The sequence below is a fragment of the Streptomyces sp. SID5469 genome (assembly GCF_009862865.1).
GTDB classification, from domain to species: Bacteria; Actinomycetota; Actinomycetes; order Streptomycetales; family Streptomycetaceae; genus Streptomyces; species Streptomyces avermitilis.
The window spans coordinates 5,549,745-5,574,601 of sequence record NZ_WWIN01000001.1 but is presented as its reverse complement, the minus strand read 5'-3'; the positions used below and the strand labels follow the sequence as shown (position 1 = coordinate 5,574,601).

Sequence of the window (24,857 nt, the reverse complement as noted above, 5' to 3'; positions counted from 1 at the left end):
CTCCCCGGCGGATTGTCGTCCGGGCCGTGCACTATGGGGCCATGACTGAGAGCACTGGGTCCACCTCGCAGGAACAGCAGGTACGCGGCGAGACCATGCCGGACTGGGAGAAGCGCTTCCGGGCGCCGCGGGTGTCGCTGCCGGACTGGGCGGAGGACGCGCCGCACCGTGCGCTGTTCGTGTCCAACGCGACGGGGACGTACGAGTTGTACGCGTGGGACCGCACGACGGGCGAGCAACGCCAGGTCACGGACCGGCCGAACGGCACGACGGACGGCGTGCTCTCGCCGGACGGCGAGTGGATCTGGTGGTTCGACGACACGGACGGGGACGAGTTCGGGATCTGGAGAAGGCAGCGGTTCACCGGGGGCGGCACCGCGGACGGCCCCGACGAGCCCGCGGCTGACGGCCTCGAGCCCTCGTACCCGGCGGGTCTCGCGATCGGGCGGGACGGCGGCACCGCCGTGGTGGGGCGGTCGACCGACGAGGACGGGTCCACGGTCCATGTCGTACGAGCCGGTCAGGAGCCGGTGGAGATCTACCGCCACCGGGAGTCGGCCGGCGTCGGCGACCTCTCGCACGACGGATCGCTGATCGCGGTCGAGCACACCGAGCACGGCGACGCGATGCACTCGGCGCTGCGGGTGCTGCGCCTCGACGGCTCCACGGTCGCCGAGCTGGACGACACCAAGGGTGGCTCGGTCGAGCTGGGCCTGGAGGTGCTGGGCTTCGCTCCGGTCGACGGGGACACGCGGCTGCTCATCGGGCACCAGCGGCGCGGCCGCTGGGAGCCGCTGGTGTGGGACGTCGCCTCCGGCGAGGAGACGGACCTGGCGCTGGAGCTGCCGGGCGACGTGGGCGCGGAGTGGTATCCGGACGGTTCCGCGCTGCTGGTCGCCCACAGCTTCGAGGCGCGCAGCGAGCTGTTCCGCTACGACCTGGCCTCGCGCGAGCTGGTCCGGGTGCCGACGCCCGCGGGCACGGTGTCGGGGGCGACGGCCCGGCCCGACGGCAGCGTGGAGTACCTGTGGTCGTCGGCGGCCGAGCCGTCGGTGGTGCGGTCCACCTCGGGCGGGATCGTCCTCGATCCGCCCGGGATGAAGTCGCCGGGTTCGGTGCCGGTGGAGGACGTGTGGGTGGAGGGTCCCGGCGGGCGAGTCCACGCGCTGGTGCAGAGGCCGGCGGGGGCGAGCGGTCCGCTGCCGACGGTGTTCGACATCCACGGCGGTCCGACCTGGCACGACAGCGACTCGTTCGCGGCGGGCCCGGCGGCCTGGCTGGACCACGGGTACGCGGTCGTGCGGGTCAACTACCGCGGGTCGACCGGATACGGGCGGGAGTGGACGGACGCGCTCAAGCACCGGGTGGGTCTGATCGAGCTGGAGGACATCGCGGCGGTGCGGGAGTGGGCGGTGTCGTCCGGGCTCGCCGACCCCGACAGGCTGATCCTGACCGGCGGTTCCTGGGGCGGGTATCTCACGCTGCTCGGGCTCGGCACCCAGCCGGACGCGTGGACGATCGGGATCGCCGCGGTGCCGGTGGCCGACTACGTCACGGCGTACCACGACGAGATGGAGGCGCTGAAGGCGATGGACCGGACGCTGCTCGGGGGCACGCCGGAGGAGGTGCCGGAGCGGTTCGAGGCGTCGTCGCCGCTGACCTACGTCGACGCGGTGAAGGCACCGGTGTACATCTCGGCGGGCGTCAACGATCCGCGGTGCCCCATCCGGCAGGTGGAGAACTATGTGGAGCGGCTGACCGCGCGGGACGCGGTGCACGAGGTGTACCGGTACGACGCGGGGCACGGCTCGCTGGTCGTGGACGAGCGGATCAAGCAGGTGCGGCTGGAACTGGAGTTCGCGGAGCGGCACCTCGGGCGGTGAGGACGCGCGGGGGCCACGGCGCGCGGAGCCTCTGACGCGGGGCGTGCGGGGCCGGTGAAGCGGGGCGTGCGGGGCCGGGGTGACGGCGAGCGCCGGTCTCGTACGGCCGAATCCCGGTCCCGTACGACCGAACCCCCACGCTCGGCCCGGGCCGACGGCACCGTACCGTTGACGTCGTGTACCGGTTCCTGCTGACGCCCCGATGGTGGGGGATCAACGTCTTCGTGCTGTTGGCCATCCCCTTCTGCGTCTTCATGGGGTCGTGGCAGTTGAGCAGGTTCGAGGACCGGATACAGGACCACCGGACCGCGAGCGAGCAGGCCGCGGCGGCCAAGACGGCCGCGGCCCGGCCGCTGGCCGAGCTGCTGCCCGTGGACAAGAGGACGTCCGGCAGGCAGGCCACGGCGACCGGCCGGTACGACAGCGGCAGGCAACTGCTCGTGCCGGACCGCGAGCTGGACGACAGGCGCGGGTTCTACGTCCTGACGATGCTGCGCACCGACGGCGGCAAGGCGCTGCCCGTGGTGCGGGGCTGGCTGCCCGGCACCGCCGACGCGGCGAAGGCGCCGGCTCCGCCCACCGGCGAGGTCACGGTGACGGGCGCGCTCCAGGCGTCCGAGAGCCCCGGGTCGAACGGGGTGAGCACGGTCGGCGGGCTGCCCGCGGGCCAGACCGGCGCGATCAGCTCGGCGGCGCTGGTGAACCTGGTGCCGTACGACGTGTACAACGCGTGGATCACGCTCACGAAGACCGACAGCGGGATGAAGGCGGTGCCCGCGACGGCGGCCCAGGGCACCGGCCTCGACCTGAAGGCGTTCCAGAACCTCGGCTACACCGGTGAGTGGTTCGTCTTCGCGGGCTTCGTCGTCTTCATGTGGTTCCGGCTGCTGCGCCGGGAGGCGGAATTCGCCCGGGACGCGGAACTGGGGATTTTCCCGCCCGAGACCGACGCGACCGGCGAAGCCGAGGCCCGGGTCGAGGCCGAGGCCGAAGCGAAGAGCTGAGAAGGCCGCCGCCGCAGTCGCCGCCGTCGCCGCCTGCGCACATCGGCGGAAACGCAGCGGCGCGCACGCGGCGTCGGAGGCCGGGTCAGGACACCGCCGGCAGTATCCCGGTCCGGTAGATCGTCCCGGCGCACGCGTTGGACACCGCCGTCGTGGCCGTGGGTGACCCCGCGGCCGTGATGTGGGACACCGTCACGCTTCCGTCGGCGGTCCCGTCCTCCCTCAGCAGCTGCGGCGCCGTGCCGGCGCCGGCCGAGTCCGTACCGCCGCTGTCGGTGGTGTCGTCACTGGGCGTCGGGTCCGGGGAGGGGCCACCGGGACCACCCGTGGTGGGGCACGTCTCCGACGGCACCCAGGCGAACTTCACGTCGTACGCCGCCCCCGGCTGAAGCACCAGGGAGGCGACGTCCTGGGACGGGTCCGGCAGGCCGGCCGCCGCGTCGCCCGCGACATGGGGCACCACGTTGATCTTGGACTGGTCCGCCGCGCCCGCCGCGGCCGCGGTCACGCTGCCCGTGCCGGAGACCGTACAGCTCGTGGCGGAGATGTTGGAGATGCGGAAGGTGCCGTAGACGGCGCCGGTCGAGTCCGGCGTGCCCGCGTTCGCGGACACCACGCCGAACTGGGTGGCCGTACACGTGGGTGCGCTCGCCGCGGAGGCCGGCGGGTTGACCCCGCCGGTGGTCCCGCCGCTCGCCCCCGTGCCCTTGTCGCCCTTGCCCTTCTGGCTGTCCTTGCCCTTGCCCTTGGACGAGCCCGAGGAGCCGGCGGCGTTGGAGCCTCCGTCCGGGCCCTTGTCCTGGCCGGCGCCGCCCTGCGCCTGGGAGGCCTGGCCGGCGATGGACGGGTCGGCGTCGGAGCCGGTGGCGTTCGAGACGTGCACGAGGGCCGGGATGGCCGTGCCGATGAAGAGCGCGGCGGCGGCCATGCCCACCACGGCCTGCCGCTTGCGCGCCCGCCGGGCCGGCACCGCGCGCCGCAGATGCTCCAGCGTGGCGTCGTGGGGCTCGATCTCCCGGACGGCCTGGTGCAGCATCCTGCGCAGCGCCAGCTCGTCCGAGCCGAGCCCGTCGCCGGGCTCCGAGTCGAAGCCGTCGGGATCCGCGCCCGGGCCGAGCCCGTCGAAGCCCCGGCCGCCACCCCGACCGTCCGTGTCCGTGTTCTCAGGTCCCTGTCCGTCGGGGCCGTGTTTCACAGTGCCGTTCCCAGCGTGTTCATCGTCGTAGGAGTCAATGGAGTCGAAGATGGAGTCGAAGGGCTCGAAGGGCTTGTCGTCGTACCCGCTCATACCGGCTCCTCCATGGCGATGCGGAGCGCCGCGATGCCACGCGAGCCGTACGCCTTGACGGACCCCAGCGATATCCCCAGCGTCTCGGCGACCTGGGCCTCGGTCATGTCGGCGAAGTACCGCAGGACCAGGACCTCGCGCTGCCGGCGCTGCAGGCCCTTCATCGCCTTGATCAGGGAGTCGCGCTCCAGCTGGTCGTACGCGCCTTCCTCCGCGCTCGCCATGTCCGGCATCGGCTTCGACAGCAGCTTCAGGCCGAGGATGCGGCGGCGCAGCGCGGAGCGCGAGAGGTTCACCACCGTCTGGCGCAGATACGCGAGCGTCTTCTCCGGGTCGCGGACGCGCTTGCGCGCCGAGTGCACCCGGATGAAGGCCTCCTGCACGACGTCCTCGCAGGACGCGGTGTCGTCGAGCAGGAGCGCCGCAAGACCCAGGAGGGAGCGGTAGTGGGCGCGATAGGTCTCGGTCAGATGGTCGACCGTCGTACCGGCGGCCATCGTCTCGTCAGCGCCCTCGCGCTGGTTCGGTATGCGGGCGGGCCGCGCTGCGGGCATGGGGGCGATCACCGGCATGCCGCCGGGCGCGCCGGGCATGCGGGGTCGGCGGGGTGGACGAAGGGCTGTGCCCCTTGCCTGTACCGCGGTGAATTCCAGTACCTCTGCCACGTCAGTTGGACACGTTTCCCCCCACCAGGGTTGTACGCGACAGGCATCACGTTTGCGTCAGGCTGCACACCTGCCCGCGCGCTCCCCAGCGCAACGGACAGTGCATCAAAGGCCCTCATGCGTACCAGCTCTTCCCCTATGCCCCGTGTGTCGTGGCTCCCAGCCCCCCGAAGGGCGACCGCAAAGACGCTCCCCGCCGTCCGCACGGTTGCGGAGAGCGGGGAGGGAAATCTTCGAACGCCGAAAGGGCTTGATTCAAGTGGTCCGGACCATGGGCCGCACCACAGAACTCACACAGATCCTACAAACGAATCCGCTGGTGGCCAGGGTGATTCCGGTTTTCGGACACCTGAGGCGAAGAACTTGCCCCCCCTGTGCCCTTTGGGCTCCTTACGCCCCCGTCAGCTCCCTCGCCACCAGCTCCGCGATCTGCGCGGTGTTCAGAGCGGCGCCCTTGCGCAGGTTGTCCCCGCAGACGAACAGTTCGAGTGCCGTCGGGTCGTCGAGCGCGCGGCGTACGCGGCCCACCCAGGTCGGGTCGGTGCCCACCACGTCGGCGGGGGTCGGGAACTCGCCGGCGGCCGGGTCGTCGAAGAGGACGACGCCGGGTGCGGTGGCGAGGATCTCGCGGGCCTTGTCGACGGTGACCTCGCCCTCGAAGCGGGCGTGGACGGTGAGCGAGTGCGTGGTGACCACCGGCACCCGGACGCAGGTGACGGCGACGCGCAGCTGGGGCAGCCCGAGGATCTTGCGGGACTCGTCGCGTACCTTCATCTCCTCCGAGGACCAGCCGTCCTCGCGCAGCGATCCGGCCCACGGCACGACGTTCAGCGCGACCGGCTCCGGGAAGGGACCGGTGTTGTCGCCCACGGCCCGTCGTACGTCACCGGGGCTGGTCCCCAGTTGCGTACCGGCGACCAGGGACATCTGCTGCCGCAGCGTCTCGACGCCCGCGCGTCCGGCGCCGCTCACCGCCTGATAGCTGGACACCACCAATTCGCGCAGCCCGAACTCGGCGTGCAGCGCGCCGAGCGCCACGATCATCGAGAGGGTCGTGCAGTTGGGGTTGGCGATGATCCCGCGCGGGCGCATACGTACCGCGTGGGGATTGACCTCGGGTACGACGAGGGGCACGTCGGGGTCCATCCGGAAGGCGCCGGAGTTGTCGACGACGACCGTGCCCTTGGCCGCCGCGATGGGTGCCCACTGCGCGGCGACCTCGTCCGGCACGTCGAACATCGCCACGTCGACGCCGTCGAAGGCGGCCTCGGTCAGGGCCATGACCTCGACCTCCTCGCCGCGCACGGCCAGCTTGCGGCCGGCCGAGCGCGGGGAGGCGATCAGGCGGATCTCGCCCCAGATGTCCGCGTGCTGCGACAGGATCTGGAGCATGACGGTGCCGACGGCGCCGGTCGCTCCCACCACCGCGAGCGTCGGCCTCCCGGCTCGCGGCCCGGTGCGGTCCATCAGCGGCCCGTGCCCCCGTAGACCACGGCCTCGTCACTGTCGGAGTCCAGCCCGAAGGCGGTGTGCACGGCGCGGACGGCCTCGGGGACGTCGTCGGCACGCGTGACGACCGAGATACGGATCTCGGAGGTCGAGATCAGCTCGATGTTCACGCCCGCGTCGGACAGCGCCTCGAAGAACCCGGCGGTCACGCCCGGGTTGGTCTTCATGCCGGCGCCGACCAGGGAGATCTTGCCGATCTGGTCGTCGTAGCGCAGGGAGTCGAAGCCGATGACCGACTTGGCCTTCTCCAGCGCGTCGATGGCCTTGCGGCCCTCGGTCTTCGGGAGCGTGAAGGAGATGTCCGTCAGGCCCGTGGAGGCGGCGGACACGTTCTGCACGACCATGTCGATGTTGACTTCGGCATCGGCGATGGCGCGGAAGATCGAGGCGGCCTCGCCCGGCTTGTCCGGGACGCCGACGACCGTGACCTTGGCCTCTGAGGTGTCGTGAGCGACACCGGAAATGATGGCCTGCTCCACCTTCTGTTCCCCTTGCTGCTGTGCCTTTTGAACGAGTGGCGTGTTACTGACCCAGGTGCCCTGAAGTCCGCTGAAGGACGAGCGCACGTGGATCGGGATGTTGTAACGGCGGGCGTACTCCACACAGCGGTGGAGCAGCACCTTGGAGCCGGAGGCGGCGAGCTCCAGCATGTCCTCGAAGGCGATCCAGTCGATCTTCTTCGCCTTCTTCACCACGCGCGGGTCGGCGGTGAACACGCCGTCCACGTCGGTGTAGATCTCGCAGACCTCGGCGTCGAGGGCGGCGGCAAGGGCGACGGCGGTCGTGTCGGAGCCGCCGCGGCCGAGCGTGGTGATGTCCTTCTTGTCCTGGCTGACGCCCTGGAACCCGGCGACGATGGCGATGTTGCCCTCGTCGAGCGCGGTCCGGATGCGGCCCGGCGTGACATCGATGATCCGCGCTTTGTTGTGGACCGAGTCGGTGATGACGCCTGCCTGGCTGCCGGTGAAGCTCTGGGCGCTGTGGCCCAGGTTTTTGATCGCCATCGCCAGCAAGGCCATGGAGATCCGCTCTCCGGCGGTCAGCAGCATGTCGAACTCTCGCCCGCTGGGCATCGGAGATACCTGCTCGGCGAGATCGATCAGCTCGTCCGTCGTGTCGCCCATCGCGGAAACGACCACGACCACCTGGTGGCCGTTCTTCTTCGCTTCCACGATTCGCTTGGCGACGCGCTTGATGCCTTCGGCATCGGCTACGGAGGAGCCTCCGTACTTCTGCACGACAAGGCCCACGTGCGCTCCTCGCTCAATCCGTTTCTGCACCGCACAACTGCGGTCGGCTCAGTCTAACGAGCAGCCGAAATTCCCTGCCGAGATGTCGCATGGTGAGATGTCCCGCTCACACAGCGATCCCCTCGGATTTCTCCGGGAATCTCCGGCCGCTCCAGGACGGCATCTGCCCTCGTCACGGGAGCGGTACTCGGAAAGTGCGCCGCGTCACACGCAAGCGATGTGACTTAATTTTCAAGCATGGGGGTGCGGCTGTGCGCGTACTCCTGTTGCCCGCCATCACATTCCGGCCCCGCCTCAAGGCCCCAGAAGGCGCCAAAAGACCTCAGAAGGCCTCAAGTGAGGCAGTGGCCTCCTACCTGACCGTCCGCAACCCCAGCGGGCCCGCGATCTCACTCGCCATCACCCGGCCCGCCTCCTCCGCGAGGGCGTCCTCGCTGAGGTCCTGGTCGGTGTCCAGGCCGTCCAGCTCCTCCAGGGGCTGGTTGAGGCGGACATGGGCGACCAGGGACTGGAGGGCGCGGAGCGTCGCGGACGCCGTGGAGCCCCAGTTCGAGAAGTACGAGAACTGCCACCACCACAGGGCCTCGGTGGTGCGGCCCGCGCGGTAGTGGGCCATGCCGTGGCGCAGGTCCGCGATCACATCGGCCAGGTCGTCCGAGATGCGGGCCGGCACCGGGGCCTTGCGCGGCTCGTACGGGTCGAAGACCTCCGAGTAGACGTCCACCGGATCCAGCATCGTGGCCAGGCGCTCGCGGAGTTCGTCGACGTCCGGCTCCGGGCCCATGTCCGGCTCGTAACGCTCGTCGGGGACGATGTCCTCGTGCGCGCCGAGACGGCCGCCGGCCAGCAGCAGCTGGGAGACCTCCAGCAGGAGGAAGGGGACGGCCGAGTCCGGCTCGTCGCCCTTCGCCACTTCCGTGACGGCGACGAGGAAGCTCTCCACCTGATCCGCGATCTGGACCGCGAAGTCGTCGGGGTCCTGCGTCGTGTTGTGCAGCGTGGCGTCAGACATCTAGGAGTCGTCTCCCCTCGAAGGCGCGCCCGAGGGTCACCTCGTCCGCGTATTCCAGGTCGCCACCCACAGGGAGGCCGCTGGCCAGGCGGGTGACCTTGAGGCCCATGGGCTTGATCATGCGGGCGAGATACGTCGCCGTGGCCTCGCCCTCCAGGTTCGGGTCGGTGGCCAGGATCAGCTCCGTCACCGTGCCGTCCGCGAGACGCGCCAGCAGCTCCCTTATCCGCAGGTCGTCCGGCCCCACACCCTCGATCGGGCTGATCGCGCCGCCGAGCACGTGGTACTTGCCGCGGAACTCGCGCGTGCGCTCGATCGCGACGACGTCCTTGGGCTCCTCGACCACGCAGATGACGGACAGGTCGCGGCGCGGGTCGCGGCAGATGTTGCACAGCTCTTCCTGCGCCACGTTCCCGCAGGTCGCGCAGAAGCGGACCTTCGCCTTGACCTCCATCAGGCACTGCGCGAGGCGGCGGACGTCCGTCGGCTCGGCCTGAAGGATGTGGAAGGCGATCCGCTGCGCGCTCTTGGGACCGACGCCGGGCAGCCGCCCCAGCTCGTCGATGAGGTCCTGGACCACGCCTTCGTACAACGGACTGCCTTCCTGGAGTGCTTCCGTACGAGGTGCTTCTGTACGAGTTGCTTCTGTACGGATGCTTCAGTACGAGTGCTTCAGTACGTACGGTAGTTGGCCGCTGCCCGTCTTAGAAGGGCAAGCCGGGGATGCCGCCGCCGCCCAGCCCCTGGGCGAGCGGGCCGAGCTTCTGCTGCTGGAGCGCCTGCGCGTTCTCGTTCGCCGCCTGCACGGCCGCGACGACCAGGTCCGCGAGGGTCTCCGTGTCCTCCGGGTCGACCGCCTTCGGGTCGATGACGAGCGCCCGCAGCTCGCCGGAGCCGGTGACGGTGGCCTTCACCAGCCCGCCGCCCGCCTGGCCTTCGACCTCGGTACGCGCCAGCTCCTCCTGCGCGTTCGCAAGGTCCTGCTGCATCTTCTGGGCCTGCTGGAGCAACTGCTGCATATTGGGCTGGCCACCACCGGGAATCACGATCAGCTCCTGGTTCATACGGCTGTCAGTACGACTGTCGGTGCGACGTCCGCACGGCTGTCCGTACGGCTGTCAGGGCGGGTTTGCCGCCTGGCACGAGCCTACGTGGTCATGGGGGCGATCGCTCCAGCACTCTTCCCGGCACTCTTTCGGGTGAGATCAGCACGTGGCCTATACCTGATCAAGGCCCTCTTCTGGGCGGAAAAGCGGCGAAACCCGGGTCATCGCCACCCATTGGGCGGTAGGAAAGGGGCTGCGCTTCAGCACCATCCAGCACCATTCAGCACAGGTGTCACGCAGGCTTCCGTCCTGCGGCTGTCACACAGTTTTGGGTCTTGAGTAGGGAGTGCCGGGTGAGCCAGCCGGAGATGCAGCCCGAGGGGTCGGCCCAGGACGGTCGGGGCGACGGCGGCGCGGGGCTGCGGTCGGGTGACCTCATGGGACGGCCGTTCCCGCTCGGCGACTGGGGGGAGCCCGCGGAGCGGCTCGACGAGCTGTACCGGTGGGTGGAGCGTGGGGCGCTGGACACCGCCGCCTGGTATCTCGCCGACCGGAGGTGGAAGCGGCGGGGCGCGCGGGCCCTGCGGACCGGTGCGGCGGTGGGGGCCGTGTGCGGGGCCGCGCTGCCGCTGCTCGATCTCACGGGGGTCGTCGGCGGGGCGACGCCGTGGGCGTATCTGGCGCTGCTGCTCGGGGTGGCGTGCGTGGCCGGGGACCGGTTCTTCGGCGTGACGTCCGGGTGGATGCGGGACGTGGCCACGGCGCAGGCGGTGCAGCGTCGGCTTCAGGCGCTCCAGTTCGACTGGGCGTCGGAGAGCGTGCGGGAGGTGCTGGGGCCGGCCGAGGGGACCGCCGGGGAGGCGTCCGAGCGGTGCCTGGGGGTGCTGCGGCGGTTCTCGGAGGACGTGACGGAACTGGTGCGGGCGGAGACGGCGGACTGGATGGTGGAGTTCCGGACGGGTTCCGCGCCGCTCGGGATGCATTCGGTGGGGGCGGGAGCCGCGCGGATGGACGGGGTGGCGCCGGGGAGGTTCGCCGTGCCACCGCCGCCCGGGACCCGGCCGAACATGCCTCGGCAGCGGCCACCCGAGGCGCGGTAGCGCCGGACCGCGAGGGGCCGCACGGCAGCACCGGACCACGAGAGGCCGCACGCCAGCACCGGACCGTGAGGGGCCATGCGGGAGCGCCGGACTGCGAGGCGGGCCCGGTGCGGGTGGCTCAGTCGCTCTTCGTGTACGTGAGCGCCTCGCTGGTGCCCTTCTTCACCCGGCGCAGGCTGCCGTCCGGGAGGAGGGTGATCTCGGAGGCGTCGCCCGGTGTGCAGGAAGAGGCCGGTTCGCCCACGGTCACCGTGGACGGGCCGATCTCCAGCGGGCCGTCACCGCTCGGCTTCTCGGCCAGATCGGCCTTGAAGACACAGTGGTACGTGCCGCTGCCGGCCGGACCGTCCGCGGTCAGTGACAGGACAGTGTCGCCGACCTCGCCCTGCCGGATGACCAGGCGCCGGGTGCTGTGCCCGTTGGAGTTGTCGATGCCGTCCGTCCAGGTGCCGAGGTAGCCCTCCGGGATCGCGCCGCCCGCGGTCGACCGCGTGGTGCGGTCCCCGGTGGACGGGGTGGCGGGGTCGGACGGGTCGGAGCTGCCGGGGCCGGGGTCCGTGGACGCGGAGCCGACGGGCGAGGGCTTGCCGTCACTGGTCGTGCCGCTGTCCCCGCCCTTCATCAGCGCGTACACCGAACCGCCCGCCCCGAGCGCGACGACCAGCGCGACGACGACCAGCGCCGCCGTGGAGCGCCCGCTTCTTCGCGGCGGCTCCTGCTGCCCGGGGGCGCCGACGACCGGCCCGTACGGCGGGGTCGAGCCGAGCCCCGGCCCGCCGTACGCCGGGGCACCGCCCCAGCCGGCGTTCTGCGGATAGCCGTACGCGGAGGGCTGCGGGTGCTGCTGCGGGTGCTGCTGCGGATAGCCGTAGGCGGGCGGGGCGGCCGGCGGGGCCGTCCGGCCCGGGCCGACGATCTGGGTGGGCAGCCGGTCCACGGGGGCGGGGCTGCCGGGCGGGGGCGGTACGGCGCCGTTCGGGGCGCCGGCGTCGGAGGCGGGGCCGTGCTCGGGGGAGACCTCGGGCCGCTTCGGGGCGTGGGGCGGGCCGGGGGTGCCGGAAGCGGCCGCCGGAGTGGACAGCACGGCGGCGGCGCCGGGCCACACGGGAGTGTCCGCGGGGGCGGCGGGAGCACCCCCGGCCGAAGCACCCCCGGCCGAAGCACCCGCTGTCGGAGCGCCCGCCGTCGGAGCGCCCGCCGTCGGAGCGCCCTCCCGTTCCGGCTCCTCGTCCGTCTCCGGATCCTCCGCGTCGAGCAACCGCACCGCGTGGCGCCCCAGTTGGGCGACGAGGGCGCTCGGCAGCCAGGGGTCCCGGGACCGCCCGTCCGCCACGGTGTCCTCGGCGCCGGTCCGCTCGAGGATCCGCTCCAGCGGCGGCCGCGCGGCCGGGTCCTTGCGCAGACACTCCCGTACGAGATCGGCGAGCCCCTCGGGGACGCCGGTCAGGTCGGGTTCCTCCTGGGCGATGCGGAACATCAGGGCGTGCACCCCGCTGCTCGCGGTCCCGAAGGGAAGGGCGCCGGTGGCGGCGTACGCGAGGACGGATCCCAGGCAGAAGACGTCGCACGCGGGTGTGACGCGGTCGCCGCGCACCTGTTCGGGGTGCCCATGAAACCCGGTGCGAACCGACGAGCGCGCCGGTTTCCTGTGTGATTGAGCCCGCACGTCGGTGACGGTCTCCAGGGCGCGGGCGATACCGAAGTCGATGACCCGGGGCCCGTCGATGGTGACGAGCACGTTGGACGGTTTGAGGTCCCGGTGGATCAGTCCGGCGGCGTGGATGTCCTGCAAGGCGTGGGCGAGCCCGGCCGCGAGGATCCGGACGGACCGCTCGGGCAGGGCGCCGTGATCGCTCCCGACGACGGTCTGGAGGGTGGGCCCGGCGACGTACCCGGTGGCGACCCACGGGATGGCGGCCTCGGTGTCCGCGTCCAGAACGGGCGCGGTCCAGTGCCCGCCGACGCGCCGCGCGGCCTGCACCTCCTGCCGGAACCGCGCCCGGAACTCGTCCTGTTCGGCGAGCTGCTGCCGTACGAGCTTCACGGCGACGGTACGTCCCCGGTCGGACCGGGCCAGATACACCTGCCCCATCCCGCCGGCCCCGAGCCGCGCCAGCAGCCGATATGCCCCGATACGCTGCGGATCCCCCGCTCCCAGCTTCTCCACCGCCGCGCCGCCTTCCCCCGGTGTGCCCCCGTACGCCAGCAACAGACCGAGGATAGTGCGGCCGTACGGGCGGGTGGGCGGAGCGGTGTCTACGGTTCCGTAACAGGCGTGATCTCGTCGAGCGTGTTCGACAGCCGTTCCAGCACGCGTACGGCCTCGGCGAGCTCGGCGTCGCCCAGGGCCTGCGCCAGCCGGCCGGCGAAGGCGGCGTGACCGGGACCGATCCTGGCGACGGCCGCGCGCCCCTCCTCCGTCGGGGCGAGGAGCTTGGCGCGGCGGTGGGCGGGGTTGGGGCGGTACTCGGCGAGTCCCCGCTCCACCAGCAGGTCGGCGATGCGCTGCACGCTCTGCCGGGTGATGCCCATGGCCCGGGCGATCCCGGACACGGGCAGCGGCTCGCCGAGCACCGCCCCGAGCACCTGCCACCAGGCGGCGGTGAGCCCGGCGGGCCGGGCCAGCTCCTCCGCCACGCCCAGGAACTGGCCGTTGAGCCGGAAGACGGCGAGGGCACCGCGGCTGAAGAGGTCCTGGCGCTCCCGGCTCACCGCGCGGCCTCCTCCAGGACCGCGTACGCCGCCGCGTCCGAGTCGTGGAACAGCCGGTACCAGGCGTCCAGCACCTCCCCCTCGTACACCCCGAGCAGGCGGAACACCTCGCGTGCGAAGGCGACGGGCTCGGTGGGCCCCGCGGTGACGAGGTTGCCGTCGGTGACGGCGTCGGCGTCCACGTACCGCTCGCCGCCCCCGTATCCGGTGGCGGCGAGGTAGAAGGAGACGGCGCTGGTGTGGTCGCGGTCGTCGAGCAGGCCCTCCCGGGCGAGCCCGGCGGTCGCACCGCAGATGGCGGCGACGGGCACCCCCGCGTCGAGGAAGGCACGGGCCGTGCGGGCGAAGGGGGCGAGGTCGTCGCCGGAGTCCCACAGGTCGGCGCCGGTGAGGATCAGCAGGGAGCTGTCCTCGGGGCGCAGGCCGTCGAGCGCGAGGTCGGGCTGGATGCGCATGCCGCCGAGGGTGGTGACCGGCTCACGGGTGGGGCCGACGGTCCGGATCGCGTATCCGGCGCGGGCGAGGTGGGCGGTCGTGTGCCCCGTCTCCCAGTCGGCGAAGGTGTCGTAGACGGCGAGGTGGGCGGGCTTGCGGGTCATGGCTCCTCCTTGGACGGACCCCGAAGCGCTTGCGGGACGGACCCGAGCACTTGTCAGCATCCTGTCATTACGACAGTACCCCGTCAATACGACAGCACACTGTCAATAAGGCGGTGGTGGACAGACTGTCGCGTTCCCGTCCCGACCGCAGACAGGACGCCGATGTCCTGTCCGTGCCGCGGACATCTACCCTCGGCGCCATGACCCCTCAGCCGAATCCCCAGGTCGGTGCCGCCGTCAAGGCCGCGGACCGTGCGCATGTCTTCCACTCCTGGTCAGCGCAGGAGCTCATCGACCCGCTCGCCGTCGCCGGTGCGGAGGGGTCGTACTTCTGGGACTACGACGGCAGGCGGTACCTGGACTTCACCAGCGGACTCGTCTTCACCAACATCGGGTACCAGCACCCCAAGGTCGTCGCCGCCATTCAGGAGCAGGCCGCGAGCCTGACCACCTTCGCGCCCGCCTTCGCCGTCGAGGCGCGGTCCGAGGCGGCCCGGCTCATCGCCGAGCGGACGCCCGGAGACCTCGACAAGATCTTCTTCACCAACGGCGGGGCCGACGCCATCGAGCACGCCGTGCGCATGGCGCGGATACACACCGGGCGGCCCAAGGTGCTGTCCGCCTACCGCTCCTACCACGGTGGCACCCAGCAGGCCGTCAACATCACCGGTGATCCGCGCCGCTGGGCCTCCGACAGCGCCTCGGCGGGCGTCGTGCACTTCTGGGCGCCGTACCTCTACCGGTCGCGCTTCTACGCGGAGACCGAGCAGCAGGAGTGCGAGCGGGCGCTGGAGCACCTGGAGACGACCATCGCCTTCGAGGGGCCGGGCACGATCGCCGCGATCGTGCTGGAGACCGTTCCGGGGACCGCGGGGATCATGGTTCCGCCGCCCGGATATCTCGCCGGGGTGCGTGAGCTGTGCGACAAGTACGGCATCGTCTTCGTCCTGGACGAGGTGATGGCCGGGTTCGGACGGACCGGTGAGTGGTTCGCCGCGGATCTCTTCGACGTCACACCCGACCTGATGACCTTCGCCAAGGGCGTGAACTCCGGATATGTGCCGCTGGGCGGTGTCGCGATCTCCGGGAAGATCGCCGAGACCTTCGGGAAGCGGGCCTACCCGGGCGGTCTGACCTACTCCGGGCATCCGCTCGCCTGCGCCGCCGCCGTCGCCACGATCAACGTCATGGCCGAGGAGGGGGTCGTCGAGAACGCGGCGAACCTCGGCGCCCGGGTCATCGAGCCGGGGCTGCGCGAGCTGGCCGAGCGGCACCCGTCCGTGGGCGAGGTGCGCGGTGTCGGCATGTTCTGGGCGCTGGAGCTGGTCAAGGACCGGGAGACGCGGGAGCCGCTGGTGCCGTACAACGCGGCGGGCGAGGCGAACGCGCCGATGGCCGCCTTCGGTGCCGCCGCCAAGGCGAACGGCCTGTGGCCGTTCATCAACATGAACCGCACGCACGTCGTGCCCCCGTGCAACGTCACGGAGGCCGAGGCCAAGGAAGGCCTGGCGGCCCTCGACGCGGCCCTCTCGGTGGCGGACGAGTACACGGTTTAGCCGACAGCCGGCGCCGACGCCGACAGCCGGTCGGGGCCCTGGGCGCTATGCGAACAGGGCCCCCGACCGGCTGCGCTCAGGCCCACCGGCCGTGGGTCGCGCAGGACCACCGGCCAGGCGCCAGCCAGGCCCCCCGGGAACCCCACCGCGTAAGGTGACGTGCTCATAGACGACCCGTACGCGGAGGGAGATCCCGATCACCATGCCCGGCACCGGCGGCAATGGCGCCGTGACCCGTAGCACCCTGCGGCAGCAGATCGCGGACGCGCTCCGCGACGAGGTGCTGGCCGGCCGGCTCCAGCCGGGGCAGGAGTTCACGGTGAAGGAGATAGCCGACCAGTACGGCGTCTCCGCGACCCCCGTCCGCGAGGCCCTCGTCGATCTGTCGGCACAGGGCCTCCTGGACGCGGTGCAGCACCGCGGCTTCGAGGTCCGCGCGTACTCCCTCGCCGACTACCGCGGCATGATCGAGGCCCGCAGCCTCGTGACGGACGGGATGTTCCACCAGCTCACCGGCGGTGACGGACGGGACCCGTCCGACCCCCGCCTCGCCGCCGACCTCGCCGTCGTGCGCCGCCGCGGCGAGGAGGCCGAGCGGGCCGCGGGCGCCGGTGACCTGAACATCCTCATCGGCTACGACCTGCGCTTCTGGCGCGAACTGAGCGCCCTGTTCGGCAACCCCTATCTCGCCGACTTCCTGCACCGGCTGCGCGTCCAGTCCTGGGTCTGCGCGGTCCAGCACCTGCGCAGGGTGTCCGACCTCAAGGGCCGCCTCTGGTCCCGCCACACCGATCTCGTCGACGCCCTCGCCCGCCGTGACCCCGCCGGGGCGCATGCCGTCGTCACCGCGTACAACGCGCACTCCCTCGACCTGGTCGAACGGCTGGCCGCCGGGAGCGCCGGATGAGCGCGACGCAGGTTCCCGACGTCATAGAGGACATGCCGGCCACCTCCATCGATCTCTCCGTAGTCGTTCCCGCGTACAACGAGGAGCAGCGGCTCGGCCCCACACTCGACGCGATCGTCGACCATCTGCGCGAGAACGAGAACCGCTGGGGCGAGTGGGAGCTGATCGTCGTGGACGACGGGTCCACGGACGGGACGAGGGACGTGGTCGCCGCCGCCAAGGCCCGTGACACCCGCGTCCAGCTCGTCACCAGCCCCCGCAACCGCGGCAAGGGACACGCCCTGCGGCTCGGCGTCCTCGCCTCGTACGGACGCCGGGTCCTCGTCACCGACGCCGACCTGGCCGCCCCGATCGACGAGCTGGAGCAGCTCGACAAGGCGCTCACCGACGGGCAAGCGGCCGCGATCGGCTCCCGGGCCACGGCGGGGGCGGCCATCGAGCGGCGCCAGCACCGGATGCGCGAACTGCTCGGCCGGGCCGGTAACTTACTGATACGCCGGATAGCCGTGCCCGGCATCCGGGACACCCAGTGCGGCTTCAAACTGTTCGACGGCGACCGCGCCCGCGAGGCGTTCGCCGCGTCCCGGCTCAACGGCTGGGGCATCGACGTCGAGGTGCTCCAGCACTTCCGGCGTTCGGGATGGCCGGTCGCCGAGGTGCCGGTGCGCTGGGCCCACCAGTCCGGCTCGAAGGTACGGCCCGCCGACTACGGCCGCGTCCTCGCCGAGCTGACCCTCCTCAAGGCCCGCTCCGTCCGCCCCGCCGACCTCCTGGCCGCGGCCCTGTTCCTGCTGCTGGCGGTGGCCCTCCAGTCGGGCCGCTGGGCCGACCCCGGCCACCGCTATCTGCCCTCCTCCCTCCAGGACCAGAACCAGTGGGAGTGGTTCTTCGCGGTCACGGCCGACAACGTCAGCCAGCTGCGCAATCCCCTCTTCACCACCTTCCAGGGCTTCCCCGACGGCGTGAACCTGATGGCCAACACGGTCATGCTGGGCCTGTCGGTGCCCCTCGCGCCGCTCACGCTGCTCGCCGGCCCCGCGTTCACCCTCGCCCTGGTCATGACCCTCGGCCTCGCCGCGACGGCCGCGGCCTGGTACTGGCTGATCGTCAAACGGGTCGTACGGCAGCGGGGCGCGGCCTTCGTCGGCGCGGCGCTCGCCGCCTTCGCCCCGCCGATGGTCAGCCATGCCAACGCGCACCCGAACTTCGTGGTCCTGTTCATGGTCCCGCTGATCATCGACCGCGCGCTGCGGCTGTGTACGGGCGCCCGGGTCGTCCGGGACGGCGTCGTACTCGGGCTGATGGTGGCGTACCAGATCTTCCTCGGCGAGGAGCCGCTGCTGCTCGCCTCCCTGGGGACGGTGCTCTTCGCCGGGGCGTACGCGGCCGCGCGGCGGGAGGTCGCGCGGGCCGCCTGGCGCCCCCTGCTCAAGGGTCTCGGGATCGGCGCGGCCGTCTGCCTCCCGATCGTCGCCCTCCCCCTGTACTGGCAGTTCTTCGGGCCGCAGAGCTACAAGAGCGTGCTGCACGGCGACAACGCGGGCAACAGTCCGCTCGCGCTCTTGTCGTTCGCGGAGCGCTCGGCGATCGCCGGCGACGAGCTGACGGCGAACGCGCTGTCCCTCAACCCGACCGAGCAGAACGCCTTCTACGGCTGGCCGCTGGCCGCGCTCGCCTTCGCGATCGTCATCCGGCTGTGGGAGCACGCGGTCGTCAAGGCGCTGGCCTTCACGACGATCGCCGCCGCCGTCCTCTCCCTGGGCCCGAGGTTCCGCATCCCGCTGACGGACATCACCATGCCCGGCCCGTGGGCGCTGCTGGCGGACAAGCCGCTGTTCGAGTCGGTCATCGAGGGGCGGGTCGCGATGATCTGCGCGCCCGCGCTGGGCATGCTGCTCGCCCTCGCGATCGAGCGGCTGGTAAGGACCCCGAGCCAGAGCACACGGCTCCTGGGACTCACGGCGGTGGCCCTCGCGCTGCTCCCGATCGTCCCGGCGCCGCTGAAGACCGTGGAGCGCGCCGAGGTGCCCGCCTTCATCGCGGACGGGACCTGGAAGTCGTACGTCGACGTCGACAAGGGCGAGACGCTCGTACCGGTCCCGCTCCCCGACTCCGGCAACGCGGAGGCGCTGCACTGGCAGACCGCGGCGGGCCTCGGGTTCAAGCTGCCCGGTGGCTACTTCAACGGCCCGTACGGCAAGGAGCGCATCGGCATCTACGGCGCCTCCCCCCGCTCCACCTCGAGTCTCCTGAGCGACATCTACTACAAGGGCGTCGTCCCGCAGATCGGCGAGGACTGGCAGGCGCAGGCGAAGGCCGACTTCGCCTACTGGAAGGCGGGCGCGCTCGTGCTCGCCCCGCAGGGCCGCGAGGACGCGCTGCGGGCGGCCGTGGAGAAGCTCGTGGGGCGCCCGGGGAAGTGGGTCGACGGGGTGTGGGTATGGGATCTGCACGACGGGAGCTGACCCGTTCGCGACCGACTACGCTGCCCTGACCATCGTTGGTGTCGTCCGTGTCGTCCCACTAGAGGAGCTGTCTGTTGGCCTGTGACCTGTGGCTGGTCCCGCTAGTCGACGTGTTGTGCCACACCCCCGACAACCCCTTCGCCGAGGAACTCGCCCTCTACGACAAGGTGCTGGGCGAGGCCGGGCTGCCGCCGGTGCCGGTGTACCAGTACATGCCCGGGCTGACCGGGGAGGTCGCCCCGGTCGCGGGCTTCGACTACGACGCGCTGCACTTCCTGCGGCGGGCGTACCTGCTCCAGATGTGCGGTCTCGCGGTGACCCCGGTGGACGAACTGGGCGGGGACTACGAGCAGTTGCTGGAGATGTTCGAGACGAACGCCCAGCAGTCCCACCTGGTGTGGCACTACGACCACGCGGGCGCGTACGTCCCGGTCGACTTCCCGCACCCGCTGTCCAGCGACGAACTCCTCGCGGGCGGCGGCCCGCTGGGCTCGTCCCAGACACTGCTGCGCGAGCTGGAGTTCGTCGCCCCGTCGATCGGCATCGACCCGGCGAACCCGCCCGCCGCACCCGAGCCGCCGGGCGCCCCCACGGAGTTGGAGGAACCGGCGGTGGCCGCTCCCTACGACCCGAGCCCGTTCGCGCGCGAGCGGCACGTGTGGCTGGGGCTGCATGCGGCCGCCACGCGCAGCCTCGCCCAGGGATCGATGATCATCTTCAGCTGACGCCCGTCCTCAGCCGCTTCAGCTGACGCCCGTCCTCAGCCGCCGGAACACGCGGACGGCCCTCGCACCAAGGCGTGGGCCGTCTGCCTCGCGGGCGACTTTCAGCATAGGCCCGTCGTGTCGGGTCGGCGCGGGGTGCAGCGGCAGGACGCCCCACCCGATACGAGAGGGGCGTCCGGTCGGACGCCCCTCTCGTCAGCGGTGGCCGGGTGAATCCTCAGCCGTGGCTAGATGAACGAGTTGATCTCGATCGTCTCGTCGCGGCCCGGGCCCACTCCGATCGCGGAGATCGGGGCGCCCGACATCTCCTCCAGGGCCCTGACGTAGGCCTGGGCGTTCTTCGGGAGGTCCTCGAAGGTCTTGGCCTTCGTGATGTCCTCCGACCAGCCCGGGAGGTTCTCGTAGATCGGCTTCGCGTGGTGGAAGTCGGTCTGCGAGTACGGGAGCTCCTCGACGCGCTTGCCGTCGATCTCGTACGCCACGCAGACCGGGATCTGCTCCCAGCCCGTCAGGACGTCGAGCTTGGTGAGGAAGAAGTCCGTCAGACCGTTCACCCGGGTCGCGTAGCGGGCGATGACCGCGTCGAACCAGCCGCAGCGGCGGTCCCGGCCGGTCGTGACGCCCCGCTCGCCGCCGATGCGGCGCAGCGCCTCGCCGTCCTCGTCGAGGAGCTCGGTCGGGAAGGGACCGGCGCCGACACGGGTCGTGTACGCCTTCAGGATGCCGATGACCCGGCTGATCTTCGTCGGGCCCACACCGGAGCCCGTGCACGCCCCGCCCGCGGTGGGGTTGCTGGACGTGACGAAGGGATACGTACCGTGGTCGATGTCCAGGAGCGTGCCCTGGCCGCCCTCGAAGAGCACGACCTTGTCGTCGTCGAGCGCCTTGTTGAGGACGAGCACCGTGTCCGCGACGTACGGCTTGAGCCGGTCCGCGTACGTCAGCAGCTCCTCGACGACCTGGCCGGCCTCGATGGCGCGCCGGTTGAAGACCTTGGTGAGGAGCTGGTTCTTGCCGTCGAGGGCCGCCTCGACCTTCTGCGTCAGGATCGACTCGTCGTACAGGTCCTGGATGCGGATACCCACGCGGTTGATCTTGTCGGCGTAGGTCGGGCCGATGCCGCGCCCGGTCGTGCCGATCTTCCGCTTCCCGAGGAAGCGTTCCGTCACCTTGTCCACCGTCACGTTGTAAGGCGTGATGATGTGCGCGTTTCCGCTGATCAGGAGCTTGGACGTGTCGACGCCTCGCTCGTTCAGTCCGTTCAGCTCGGAGAACAGGACCGACGGGTCGACGACGACACCGTTTCCGATGACCGGAGTGCACTCCGGTGTGAGGATTCCGGAAGGGAGGAGGTGGAGGGCATACTTCTGGTCGCCCACGACTACCGTGTGGCCGGCGTTGTTGCCGCCCTGGTAGCGCACCACATAATCCACTGAACCACCGAGCAGGTCGGTGGCCTTTCCCTTGCCTTCGTCACCCCACTGAGCACCGAGCAGCACAAGTGCGGGCACGCGCGTACACCCCTTCCGGGCGGGGCATGTCCATGGTCGGGGGCGTACGCGCCCAGCGCACGAGTGCGTTGGCTGCATACCCCGGCGACCTTCACAGGCCGCGACCGTCGGACCGGATGCCCCGGAATAGACGAAGCCCCTGGCGCAATAGCGCAAGGGGCTCTTGCACAAAGATGCTACCCGAGGAAGCGAGGCATGACCGAGGTGGCGACTTCCGACCAGCTCCTGGTGGTCATCGACCCGGTCGCCCGTCACAGCGACGGTGAGTCGGTACGGATCGCAAAAGACGTGCTCAGCGCGGGTGCGTCCACGAAGGTGTGCCTCCCGGAGGGGCCCGAGGAATTCGCCCGCGCACTGGCCCGGCGGGGGTCCCGGCGGCCGGTGGTGGTGGGCGACGACCGGGCGCTGCTGCGGGCGGTGGCGCATTTGCACCGGCAGCGGGAGCTCGGCGCGTGCGCGCTGTCCCTCGTGCCGGTGGGGCGGACGCTGTCCCTCGCGCGGTCGCTGGGGGTGCCCACGGGCGCCGTGGCGGCGGCGCGGACCGTGCTGGACGGGGCGGAGCAGTGGCTGGACCTGCTGGTGGACGACAGTGACGGGGTGGTGCTCGGGGATCTGCGGATCCCGTGGGCGCGCGGCACGGCCGAGCTGGCGGCCGAGGGCGTGGTCCCGGGGCCGGCCCTGGCCCACCCGTGGCTGCGGACCTGTCAGTCCCTCGTACGGACGCTGGCGACCCGCCCGTCGCGGCTCGCCTCCGCGCCGCCCGGCCCCGGGCCGTCGCGGCTGCGGATCGAGGTCGACGGGGTGACCCTCGTCGACCTGGACCAGCCGGTGGCGGGGGTGTCCGTGACACCGGGCGCGTCCGGCGGGGCGTGGGTGGAGGTGCGGCCGGTGTCGGTGGGTGCGGAGGTGGCACCGCTGCGGGCGGCGGGGCGGCGCGTGACGGTGTCCGGGGCCGACTTCCGGTACCGGGCGGACGCGGCGGTCGGAGGCCCGGTACGCACCCGCACGTGGACGCTCCGGGAGCGGGCCTGGGGGCTGGTGCTGCCGGGGTGAGCGGGAGGGGCGCGGCTACGCCCCACGGGCGCGACGCGAACGGAAGCGGCCGGGGCCCGGGCCCCGGGCCCCCGCGAAGAGCGGCGGGGCATGGCCTACGCTCCCGGGCGCGAGCGGAAGGGCCCCGGGCTGCCGGGAAGAGCGGGGGCACGGCCACGCCCCCCGGGGAGCGGTCAGCCTCCGGGACGAACGACGGAAGGGCCCGGAGGCCCGGGCTGCCTCAGTGAGCGGGCGGGGCGCCGCCGCACACCCCGGCCGGGCGGCCACGCACCCCGCGCGAGCGGAAAGGCGGCTACGTCGTCGGAGTGAGGGCAGGGGCCTCGGCCGACTCGGTCGACTCGTCCTTCAGGTCCACCCCGGTGCGGCCCAGCTCGTGGGCCCGCTTCATCAGTGCCGTCAGTCTCGCCGCCGCCGTCGCGTAGGCCAGGCCGAGGGGCGGGCGGATGTTGGACAGGCAGTTGCGGTCCGCGTCCGTCGTCGTGCCCGGGCGCGGCGCGTACGTCAGGTACGCGCCCAGGGAGTCCGCCGCCGACATGCCCGGACGTTCCCCCACCAGGACCACCGTCATCCGGGCGCCCATGGCGTGCGCGATGTCGTCGCCGAGGGCGACGCGGGCCTGCTCCGCGAGGACCACCGGCGCCACCCGCAGGTCCGCGGGGAGCAGCGCCGTCGTCGCGTGGACCATCGCCGCCGCGTGCTCGTGGACCGCCCGGCTCGACAAACCGTCGGCGACCACGAAGACCACGTCCCAGTCGTCGCGCGGCAGGTGGGCCCGGTCGGCGGCGTCCAGCCGGCGGCCCAGGTCGGGGCGCTGGAGGTAGCCGAGCCGGTCGGGGGCGGCGCTGCGCACGCGGATCGTCGGGAATCCGGTCAGGGCCGCCGCGACGACGTCCGGTGCGAAGGGCGTGTGCACCGCGTCCCGCGCCGCCGCGTGCGCGGCCTGGAGTTCGAGCCGGTGCCGGGTGGGCAGCGCGCTGCCGGCGCGGCCGAGGCCGATCCGGGCCTGGGTGTGGCGGCGCAGAGCCGCCCACATCGCCCGGTCGGATTCACCTTCGTACGCGGCAGGAGGACGGTTCGTCATGCGGCCAGCTCCCGCCCGATCGCCGTCAGCGGATGCGCCGTGCCCGTCACGTCCCGGATCGCCCCGGCATCGTCCAGCAGGCCGATGCGCGACAGCCAGTCCTCGAACTCCGGTGCCGGGCGCAGCCCCAGCACCTCCCGCAGATACAGCGCGTCGTGGTACGAGGCCGACTGGTAGTTCAGCATGATGTCGTCGCCGCCCGGTGTGCAGATCACGAACGACGCCCCGGCGACACCGAGCATCGTCAGCATCGTCGCGATGTCGTCGTCGTCCGCGTCGGCGTGGTTCGTGTAGCAGATGTCCAGGCCCATCGGCAGGCCGAGCAGCTTGCCGCAGAAGTGGTCCTCCAGCGCGGCCCGCAGGATCTGCCGGCCGTCGTACAGGTACTCCGGGCCGATGAAGCCGACGACCGTGTTGACGAGGAGCGGGTCGTAGCGGCGGGCCACCGCGTACGCCCGTGCCTCGACCGTCTGCTGGTCCACCCCGTGGTGCGCGTTCGCCGACAGGGCGCTGCCCTGGCCCGTCTCGAAGTACAGCGCGTTCTGCCCGGCCGTCCCCCGGCCGAGCCCACGCGCCGCGTCGTACGCCTCGTCGAGCAGACCCAGCGTGACCCCGAAGGACGCGTTCGCCGCCTGCGTGCCCGCGATGGACTGGAAGACCAGGTCGACGGGGGCGCCGCGCTCCATCAGGTCGATGCTCGTCGTGACATGGCACAGGACGCACGACTGGGTGGGGATGGCGTAGCGCCGGATCACTCCGTCCAGCAGCTCCAGCAGGTCCCGTACCGCCTTCGGGCTGTCCGTCGCCGGGTTGATGCCGATCACCGCGTCACCGGAGCCGAGGAGCAGTCCGTCCAGCAGGGCGGCGGCGACACCGGCCGGGTCGTCCGTGGGGTGATTGGGCTGCAACCGGGTCGCCAGCCGCCCCGGCAGGCCGATGGTCGAGCGGAACGCCGTCACCACCCGCGCCTTGCGCGCGACCGCGACCAGGTCCGCGTTGCCCATCAGCTTGGAGACCGCCGCCACCATCTCGGGCGTGAGCCCGGGGGCGAGCGCGGCCAGCGACCCGGCGTCCGCCGCGTCCGACAGCAGCCACTCCCTGAACTCGCCGACGCAAAGACCGGCCACCGGCGCGAACGCCCGCGCGTCGTGGGTGTCCACGATCAGCCGGGTCACGTCGTCGTCCTCGTACGGGATCACCGGCTCGGCGAGGAACCGCGCGAGCGGCACCTCCGCCAGCGCCCACCGCGCGGCGACCCGCGCCTCGGCGGAGTCGGCGGCGAGCCCGGCCAGCCGGTCCCCGGACCGCTCGGGGCTCGCGGCGGCGAGCAGCGCCGCGAGGGAGGGGAAGGAGTGGGTGCGGCCGCCGAGGCGGGCGGTGTACGTGCTCATGCCCGCGACCGCCGTACGAAGTGAGTGCTCATGCCCGCGACCGTACGAAGGGGCCGGGCGGCGGGTCCATGCCCCGCCGCAGAGTTAACGCAGACGTTCG

21 protein-coding genes are annotated in these 24,857 nt (G+C 71.9%); 8 read left to right on the top strand and 13 right to left on the bottom strand.

The genetic code is table 11. From position 1 onward, the window contains the following. Positions 1-41: 41 nt before the first annotated feature. Together GTY58_RS23875 and GTY58_RS23870 are read left to right on the top strand one after the other, a co-directional pair. The gene (locus GTY58_RS23875) at positions 42-1,883 is read left to right on the top strand and encodes a prolyl oligopeptidase family serine peptidase (RefSeq protein WP_010985988.1); all 1,842 of its coding nucleotides are present in this window, start codon (positions 42-44) and stop codon (positions 1,881-1,883) included. Between the two features lie 176 nt (positions 1,884-2,059). Beyond that, positions 2,060-2,887, top strand: a complete 828-nt coding sequence (locus GTY58_RS23870) for an SURF1 family protein (RefSeq protein WP_010985987.1) — start codon at positions 2,060-2,062, stop codon at positions 2,885-2,887. An 85-nt stretch (positions 2,888-2,972) separates the two neighbouring features. Here GTY58_RS23870 and GTY58_RS23865 read toward each other — a convergent pair whose 3' ends face one another. The 7 genes from GTY58_RS23865 to GTY58_RS23835 all read right to left on the bottom strand — a co-directional run bounded on the left by GTY58_RS23865 (position 2,973) and on the right by GTY58_RS23835 (position 9,657). Beyond that, entirely contained in the window at positions 2,973-4,175 is a 1,203-nt protein-coding gene (locus tag GTY58_RS23865) for a hypothetical protein (protein ID WP_010985986.1), read from the bottom strand. Then, positions 4,172-4,768, bottom strand: a complete 597-nt coding sequence (locus tag GTY58_RS23860; RefSeq protein ID WP_202497490.1) for a SigE family RNA polymerase sigma factor — start codon at positions 4,766-4,768, stop codon at positions 4,172-4,174. The genes GTY58_RS23865 and GTY58_RS23860 overlap by 4 nt, the downstream gene beginning before the upstream one ends. A 462-nt stretch (positions 4,769-5,230) precedes the next feature. Next, positions 5,231-6,307, bottom strand: a complete 1,077-nt coding sequence (locus GTY58_RS23855) for an aspartate-semialdehyde dehydrogenase (protein WP_010985984.1) — start codon at positions 6,305-6,307, stop codon at positions 5,231-5,233. Further along, complete coding sequence (locus GTY58_RS23850; protein ID WP_010985983.1) at positions 6,307-7,599, bottom strand: aspartate kinase; 1,293 nt, start codon at positions 7,597-7,599, stop codon at positions 6,307-6,309. Before GTY58_RS23850 ends, GTY58_RS23855 begins: the two co-directional genes overlap by 1 nt. 352 nt (positions 7,600-7,951) lie before the next feature. Continuing rightward, a complete protein-coding gene (locus GTY58_RS23845; protein ID WP_010985982.1) occupies positions 7,952-8,611 on the bottom strand; it encodes a DUF5063 domain-containing protein in 660 nt (219 codons plus the stop codon). Beyond that, positions 8,604-9,203, bottom strand: coding sequence for a recombination mediator RecR (gene recR / locus GTY58_RS23840; protein WP_007383602.1), 600 nt, complete (start codon positions 9,201-9,203; stop codon positions 8,604-8,606). Before recR ends, GTY58_RS23845 begins: the two co-directional genes overlap by 8 nt. 112 nt (positions 9,204-9,315) lie before the next feature. Beyond that, complete coding sequence (locus GTY58_RS23835; protein ID WP_010985981.1) at positions 9,316-9,657, bottom strand: YbaB/EbfC family nucleoid-associated protein; 342 nt, start codon at positions 9,655-9,657, stop codon at positions 9,316-9,318. A gap of 353 nt (positions 9,658-10,010) precedes the next feature. On the opposite strand from GTY58_RS23835, the gene GTY58_RS23830 reads away from it, so the two are divergent. Beyond that, positions 10,011-10,757 (top strand): SLATT domain-containing protein, encoded by a 747-nt coding sequence (locus tag GTY58_RS23830; protein ID WP_010985980.1) that lies wholly within the window; start codon positions 10,011-10,013, stop codon positions 10,755-10,757. A gap of 118 nt (positions 10,758-10,875) precedes the next feature. On the opposite strand, the gene GTY58_RS23825 is transcribed toward GTY58_RS23830, so the two are convergent. From GTY58_RS23825 to GTY58_RS23815, 3 genes are all read right to left on the bottom strand, one after another. Continuing rightward, on the bottom strand, positions 10,876-12,924 hold the full coding sequence (locus GTY58_RS23825) for a serine/threonine-protein kinase (RefSeq protein WP_010985979.1): 2,049 nt from the start codon (positions 12,922-12,924) through the stop codon (positions 10,876-10,878). 89 nt (positions 12,925-13,013) lie between these two features. After that, complete coding sequence (locus GTY58_RS23820) at positions 13,014-13,469, bottom strand: MarR family transcriptional regulator (RefSeq protein WP_010985978.1); 456 nt, start codon at positions 13,467-13,469, stop codon at positions 13,014-13,016. Beyond that, complete coding sequence (locus tag GTY58_RS23815; RefSeq protein WP_010985977.1) at positions 13,466-14,068, bottom strand: type 1 glutamine amidotransferase family protein; 603 nt, start codon at positions 14,066-14,068, stop codon at positions 13,466-13,468. The genes GTY58_RS23820 and GTY58_RS23815 overlap by 4 nt, the downstream gene beginning before the upstream one ends. Positions 14,069-14,268: 200 nt before the next feature. On the opposite strand from GTY58_RS23815, the gene GTY58_RS23810 reads away from it, so the two are divergent. The 4 genes from GTY58_RS23810 to GTY58_RS23795 all read left to right on the top strand — a co-directional run bounded on the left by GTY58_RS23810 (position 14,269) and on the right by GTY58_RS23795 (position 19,721). Then, positions 14,269-15,624 carry an aspartate aminotransferase family protein gene (locus tag GTY58_RS23810; RefSeq protein ID WP_010985976.1) on the top strand — a complete coding sequence of 452 codons (1,356 nt, stop codon included), beginning with the start codon at positions 14,269-14,271 and terminating at the stop codon, positions 15,622-15,624. 202 nt (positions 15,625-15,826) lie between these two features. Beyond that, positions 15,827-16,531 carry a GntR family transcriptional regulator gene (locus GTY58_RS23805; RefSeq protein WP_010985975.1) on the top strand — a complete coding sequence of 235 codons (705 nt, stop codon included), beginning with the start codon at positions 15,827-15,829 and terminating at the stop codon, positions 16,529-16,531. Next, on the top strand, positions 16,528-18,996 hold the full coding sequence (locus GTY58_RS23800) for a dolichyl-phosphate beta-glucosyltransferase (protein WP_010985974.1): 2,469 nt from the start codon (positions 16,528-16,530) through the stop codon (positions 18,994-18,996). Before GTY58_RS23805 ends, GTY58_RS23800 begins: the two co-directional genes overlap by 4 nt. A 74-nt stretch (positions 18,997-19,070) precedes the next feature. Further along, positions 19,071-19,721, top strand: a complete 651-nt coding sequence (locus tag GTY58_RS23795; protein ID WP_010985973.1) for a hypothetical protein — start codon at positions 19,071-19,073, stop codon at positions 19,719-19,721. 227 nt (positions 19,722-19,948) lie between these two features. On the opposite strand, the gene GTY58_RS23790 is transcribed toward GTY58_RS23795, so the two are convergent. Continuing rightward, positions 19,949-21,232 carry an adenylosuccinate synthase gene (locus GTY58_RS23790; protein WP_010985972.1) on the bottom strand — a complete coding sequence of 428 codons (1,284 nt, stop codon included), beginning with the start codon at positions 21,230-21,232 and terminating at the stop codon, positions 19,949-19,951. Between the two features lie 195 nt (positions 21,233-21,427). On the opposite strand from GTY58_RS23790, the gene GTY58_RS23785 reads away from it, so the two are divergent. Beyond that, positions 21,428-22,285: a diacylglycerol kinase gene (locus GTY58_RS23785; protein ID WP_010985971.1), complete on the top strand. Its 858-nt coding sequence runs from the start codon at positions 21,428-21,430 to the stop codon at positions 22,283-22,285. A 292-nt stretch (positions 22,286-22,577) separates the two neighbouring features. Here the strand turns inward: GTY58_RS23785 and eutC are convergent, their stop codons facing one another. Beyond that, entirely contained in the window at positions 22,578-23,366 is a 789-nt protein-coding gene (gene eutC, locus GTY58_RS23780) for an ethanolamine ammonia-lyase subunit EutC (RefSeq protein WP_010985970.1), read from the bottom strand. Further along, positions 23,363-24,757, bottom strand: a complete 1,395-nt coding sequence (locus GTY58_RS23775) for an ethanolamine ammonia-lyase subunit EutB (protein WP_010985969.1) — start codon at positions 24,755-24,757, stop codon at positions 23,363-23,365. Before GTY58_RS23775 ends, eutC begins: the two co-directional genes overlap by 4 nt. Positions 24,758-24,857: the final 100 nt, after the last annotated feature.

What these genes read in the sequence shown, in the direction of transcription:
- GTY58_RS23875 (WP_010985988.1), top strand. Translation starts at nt 42, where the DNA reads ATGACTGAGAGCACTGGGTCCACCTCGCAGGAACAGCAGGTACGCGGC.
- GTY58_RS23865 (WP_010985986.1), bottom strand. Translation starts at nt 4,175, where the DNA reads ATGAGCGGGTACGACGACAAGCCCTTCGAGCCCTTCGACTCCATCTTC.
- GTY58_RS23860 (WP_202497490.1), bottom strand. Translation starts at nt 4,768, where the DNA reads ATGCCCGGCGCGCCCGGCGGCATGCCGGTGATCGCCCCCATGCCCGCA.
- GTY58_RS23855 (WP_010985984.1), bottom strand. Translation starts at nt 6,307, where the DNA reads ATGGACCGCACCGGGCCGCGAGCCGGGAGGCCGACGCTCGCGGTGGTG.
- GTY58_RS23845 (WP_010985982.1), bottom strand. Translation starts at nt 8,611, where the DNA reads ATGTCTGACGCCACGCTGCACAACACGACGCAGGACCCCGACGACTTC.
- GTY58_RS23815 (WP_010985977.1), bottom strand. Translation starts at nt 14,068, where the DNA reads ATGACCCGCAAGCCCGCCCACCTCGCCGTCTACGACACCTTCGCCGAC.
- GTY58_RS23810 (WP_010985976.1), top strand. Translation starts at nt 14,269, where the DNA reads ATGACCCCTCAGCCGAATCCCCAGGTCGGTGCCGCCGTCAAGGCCGCG.
- GTY58_RS23805 (WP_010985975.1), top strand. Translation starts at nt 15,827, where the DNA reads ATGCCCGGCACCGGCGGCAATGGCGCCGTGACCCGTAGCACCCTGCGG.
- GTY58_RS23800 (WP_010985974.1), top strand. Translation starts at nt 16,528, where the DNA reads ATGAGCGCGACGCAGGTTCCCGACGTCATAGAGGACATGCCGGCCACC.
- GTY58_RS23785 (WP_010985971.1), top strand. Translation starts at nt 21,428, where the DNA reads ATGACCGAGGTGGCGACTTCCGACCAGCTCCTGGTGGTCATCGACCCG.
- eutC (WP_010985970.1), bottom strand. Translation starts at nt 23,366, where the DNA reads ATGACGAACCGTCCTCCTGCCGCGTACGAAGGTGAATCCGACCGGGCG.
- GTY58_RS23775 (WP_010985969.1), bottom strand. Translation starts at nt 24,757, where the DNA reads ATGAGCACGTACACCGCCCGCCTCGGCGGCCGCACCCACTCCTTCCCC.